General features: G+C 62.9%; 3 protein-coding genes and 1 pseudogene. 2 read left to right on the top strand and 2 right to left on the bottom strand.

Annotation, left to right across the window (positions count from 1 at the left end):
- Positions 1 to 345, bottom strand: a pseudogene (locus tag AC1DYX_RS27895) (esterase/lipase family protein); the annotation flags it as partial.
- 14 nt (positions 346 to 359) lie between these two features.
- Positions 360 to 3,107, bottom strand: coding sequence for a type VI secretion system Vgr family protein (locus tag AC1DYX_RS27890; protein ID WP_477264967.1), 2,748 nt, complete (start codon positions 3,105 to 3,107; stop codon positions 360 to 362).
- A gap of 409 nt (positions 3,108 to 3,516) precedes the next feature.
- Between AC1DYX_RS27890 and AC1DYX_RS27885 the strand changes: the two genes are divergently transcribed.
- On the top strand, positions 3,517 to 4,275 hold the full coding sequence (locus AC1DYX_RS27885) for a DUF6445 family protein (protein WP_477264964.1): 759 nt from the start codon (positions 3,517 to 3,519) through the stop codon (positions 4,273 to 4,275).
- Positions 4,276 to 4,314: 39 nt separating this feature from the next.
- Entirely contained in the window at positions 4,315 to 4,848 is a 534-nt protein-coding gene (locus AC1DYX_RS27880) for a hypothetical protein (protein ID WP_477264962.1), read from the top strand.
- Positions 4,849 to 4,861: the final 13 nt, after the last annotated feature.

Genomic DNA, 4,861 nt, shown 5'->3' with positions numbered 1-4,861 from the left:
GGACTCATCGGGGTGCGCCGGCCCCTCATCGTCCACTTCGGTGTTGTTCGGATCAAGCAGCTTTTGCCGGTCCGCAGCCGACTTGTTGAGATGCTTGAGGACCGTGACGAGGCCCTCCCAGGTATTCTCCGGCGGATACCATGCTGAAGCGTCCCTGTTTTTAACCTTGAGACGCGTCCCCATGATGCCCGGCACAAACAACACCGGCACGACCAGATCGGGCGTGGTCAGGCACAACGCACGAACTTTCAAGTTGGTGCCAGTGAGGACGGACTGCGCGGTATCGTTGCCATGTTCATCCCAGCCCGTGCCGACCAGGCGGGTAGCGGTATCGGAATCACTCATGCGTTACTCTTTCGTTACTCTTTCAAAAGGGTCAGGCGCGCGATCTTGAGCGCCATGTCCTGCGTCAGTTCGGTATGCCCTTGCTGGTCGGTGACGCCTTCGATGGTGCGGCCGTCGTCCAGCTCGATCCGGTAGCGTTGGTTGGCGTGCGGCCGCCCGCTGCCGCGGCGGGCAAGCACGAACTTTTCGTCCGTTTTCAACGTGCTGGTGGGGAGTTCCACACCCGGCGGCGCCCCACCGCCCGGCCCCACGTGCGCGAACGTCGACGACTTGATCGTGTGCGCCCCGCTGCTCTGCTGCGTGATGGCGCCGCCGCCGATGTCCACCTGCGCGCCCTGCGCCACGAAGCGCACCTTCGGCGCCTGCAGCACGATTTCGTCGGCCGCGGTCAGCACGATGCGCTTTGCCGACGTGATCTCGACGTCGTCGCCATGCGTCTGCAATTCGAGCTTGCCACTGGCGGCGATCAGCTTGATGCCCAGGCGGTGCGCGAACAGGCTGATGCTTTCCGAGACGCGCGCCAGCAGCCGCTTGCCGACGGACAGTTGGGTATTGCCGACGCTGACCACGTCGACATGCGTCTGCGCCCCGAGCGCGATATTGTTCTGGCTCGCCAGCGCCATGCCGGCCGGCGCGGACAGCGCGACGACGGGCTGGCCCCCGCCGCCCGCACCGCCGCTCGCCGTATTGCTGCCGGCCTCCCATTGCTTCAAGTGACCGAGCAATTGCTTCAGTTCCTGATCGTCCGTGTCGTCGGCATGATGCGTCGTCGACAGTTCGGACAGCTGCCGCTGGACGCCTTGCAATACCTCCATCAGGCCGACCAGTTCGGCGCGATCCAGTTGCTTGCCGCCGGCCTGCGTGCGCGCGTCGGCACTGATCAGGACGCCTTTGGCGCCGCGCACCGCGACGGCGTGATCGCTGCGCAGTTCCGCCCCTTCGCCGCGCGCCTCGCCCTTGCCCTCGCTGCGGGGATGCGTGAGCCAGCCCAGGTTCAGCTCGCTACGGCCGTGTTCGGACGACAATTGCGCATTGATTTCTCCGGGCGTGTCGTCCAGCCGCAGCTGGTTGTAGCGGGTGCCCTGCACTTCCTTGCTCTTGATGCCGGCCAAGTATTTATTACCGGGCAGCGTGCCCGTGTGCGTGAACGACGGCGGCGGGGCGGTGCCGCCATACACCTGCGCCACGATGATCGGCTTGTCCGGATCGCCGCCCAGAAAGTCGACGATGACCTCGTCGCCGACGCGGGGCAGCGTGATCGTTCCCCACTGGTTGCTGGCCCACGTGCTCGCCACGCGGACCCAGGCGGAGTCGCGGTCGCTGTCGCTGGCGCCGGCGTCCTGCGCGTGGCCGTGATCTTCCGGCCGGGTGCCGGGAAAACGCACCTTGACCCGGCCATGCTCGTCGCAATGCACTTCCTCGCCCGCCGGCCCGACCACACGCGCGCTTTGCAGGCGTGGACGCGGCAGGTCGGTCCGGGGATCGAACGCGGGCACGATCGGCATGCCGCGGCGCACGCACGCGAAGCGGTTCGTGTAACGCATGCCGCGTTCCCCGCTGGCCTGCCGCAAGGCATCGGCGGACAGTGCTTCATCCCAGCGGTTCAGCGCGAACAGGCGCCGCACCTGGTCATCGACCGTCTTGGGCAGGTTGTTTTCCGCATCGACTTCCAGCCGCGTGACGATGAATTCCCGTTCGTTCGCGGGATGCGTGTCGATGTCGGGATGGCCGCTCAAGGCCATCCATTCGCCGACACACAGCGCACGCACGCTGCCCTCGCCATAAAAGCATTTCGATTCGTATTCATGGCGTTTCATGCGCAATTCGCCGAGCCGGCGGTAATCGTCACCGTCCTCGCCCGCATGCGGCATATCGATCAGGTAATCGTCGAGGCTGGCCGCGAACTGGTTGCCCATCGTGCCCTGGTCGATGCGCGACGACGTCGTGCTCGTCATCGGACGGGCCTGCAGATAATCCCAGCTCTGGCGCGAGACATTCCCTGGCCTGAGGGTGCGCACGGCACTCCAGGCGATGACGGTGTCGCTTTTTTCGGTACCGTCATCGCGGTGGAAACGCACGGCGCCGGCGGCATTCTGCGGCAAGGTAAATGCATCGTCGAACAGCACGAGGGCATGGGCCGGCGTGTCGTCGCTGCCTGCCTGACTCGCTTTGCCGGGCCGGATGCACCATGCGATGCCGCGCCGTTTCCACAAACGGCGCAGGAAATCGGCGTCGGATTCGTTGTGCTGCATCGTGAATTCGCGGGCCGGATAGGTGCCGGTGACATGCGACCAGTCCACGTCGAATGCTTTTGCCAGCACCGGATTGGTCTGGCGCCACTCGTCKAGGATGACCTCGGTGATATCCAGTTCGTTCCGGTTGCGGAAAACCCGCGTATTGGTCCGCTGCGCCATCAATGCTAATGCGTCGCGCACCACCAGTTCATACGTCGCGAGGCCGCCATCGGCCTGTCCGGCGGCGGCCTGCGCCACGATGCCGCAGACGGCACGCACGTCGCCGCGGTCCGTCACGAACTGGAGTTCGACGGGCAGCGTGATGAATGCCTTCAGGGGCAGGTTCGCATGCGTCGATACGCACAGCAGGCGGTATTCCAGTCCGCCGCACAGCGTTTCGTTTCCGGTAACACGCTTGACCAGCAGGACATCCTCGAGCACGTGCTGCTCTTGTGACAGCCGCAAGCGAATGGGCCGATTCGCCTCGGATAATCCGGCGAATGCTTCTGTCAGATCCTTGAGGTTCATTCAAACTTCCTTGCGAGGCACGGTGGATGGGTTAATTTAGTGAGGGCCTGATACAACCCGATATGTTATTTCTAATTGTCAAAACTTGTCCACATGTACGATACACATTCCCTGGTTTCGGACCGAATTTCCCAACTCATTGATTTTCAAGCGTAAATATCAGGAATTTATCATTGCATTAATGCATGAGAATTTTCCAAGTCGACAACAAAAATAAAATATTTTCCAGTAATCCGAAATAATTCGCGATTATTCGAAACTTGCAAATAGCGGAAATGCGTGAATATTCGCGCACCCGATTTCAATCGGTTTTATTTCGAAAAATTTAATCTCGACTATCGATTTACATGACCTGGCGCGATCGCTACCATGCGTGTTCCATTTCTTATGATTCGGTCGGAGTTATCGATTGGAACCACATCCATCCCAGCCGCACAGTGCCTCCATTGCCGCGTTGCCCCTGCTCAATCCACACCTGCAGGTCAGCACGGTGCCGATCTTCGACGGGCATCAGTGCGTCGTCATCGACGACTTCATGCTGGAACCGGAAGTGCTGGTCGACTACGCGGCGCGCAATCACACGCATTTCCAGGATGTGGCGGGGAATTCTTATCCGGGGCCCGAACTGCACCTGTCCGGCACCTTTGCGGCGCGCGTACAGGACAGCTTCCTGCAGCACGCGCGCACGCCGCTCAAGGCACGGCGAGTCCTCAACATGGTGACCCGGCTGTCGCTGGTAACGCGTCGGCCGGACGATCTGCTGCCGGGCCAGCGCCTGCCGCACCGCGACTTCACCGGCCTGCCCGCAGGCGAAGGCGTGGGCGCGATGGTGTTGTACCTGTTCAAGGACGAACGCCTGGGCGGCACCAGTTTCTTCAAGCCAAAGGTGCCCGAGCACGAAATCACGGCCCTGATCGACGATCTGAAGCGCCGGGAGCGGGCCGGCGAAACGGCGGCGCCAGACGAACCGCCGACCTTCGCGATCGCGTCAAGCCAGCACTTCGAAAAGGTGCTGACGATCGCGCCGCGCTACAACCGGGCGATTTTCTATAACGGGGAAATTTTCCACTCGGGGCATATCCACACGCCCGAACTGATGGTGAACGACCCGCGCACGGGGCGCCTGACGGTGAATGCGTTTTTCAGGCTGCGCATGGCGGCAGCTTGAGAGGCGTACACTGGATGACCTCTTTCTGAATGCGACGCAATGACGACTGAACTTGACCTGCCATGCCTGCCCCTCGACAGTCCACGCTGGTGCGAGCTGGATCACGCGTATGGCAAAGCCGCCGACATCCCGGCGCTGCTGCGCCAGCTCGCGTCCTTCCCGCCATCGGGCCCCGACGACGAACCGTGGTTCTCGCTGTGGAGCGCACTGGCGCATCAGGGTGGCGTCTATCCGGCGTCGTTCGCCGCGGTGCCCCACGTCATGCGCGCGCTGGCGATGGCGCCCGATCGTGCCGGCGCCGTCTATCTGCAATTTCCGGCCTGGGTCGAAATCTGCCGCAAACGACAGGACGTCCCGATTCCGCCCGACCTGCGCGACGCCTACGCGACGGCATTGGCCGCCCTCCCCCGCCTGATCGCGGCCACCGCGGTCCGCGCATGGGATGATGAGTTTCTCGCTTGTGCGCTTGCCGCGCTGGCGGCGGTCAAGGGATCGAGCGACGTGGCGGAAGCGGCGCTCGAATTGACGCCGGAAGTCGCCGAGGACTTCCTCGCGTGGCTCGACGACCGTTGAGTCATCCCCCCAT

The sequence above is a fragment of the Massilia sp. P2_C2 genome (genome assembly GCF_056404615.1).
Note: the sequence above shows the minus strand (reverse complement) of the source record. Positions and strands in the feature narration are given on the sequence as shown.

What these genes read in the sequence shown, in the direction of transcription:
- AC1DYX_RS27880 (WP_477264962.1), top strand. Translation starts at nt 4,315, where the DNA reads ATGACGACTGAACTTGACCTGCCATGCCTGCCCCTCGACAGTCCACGC.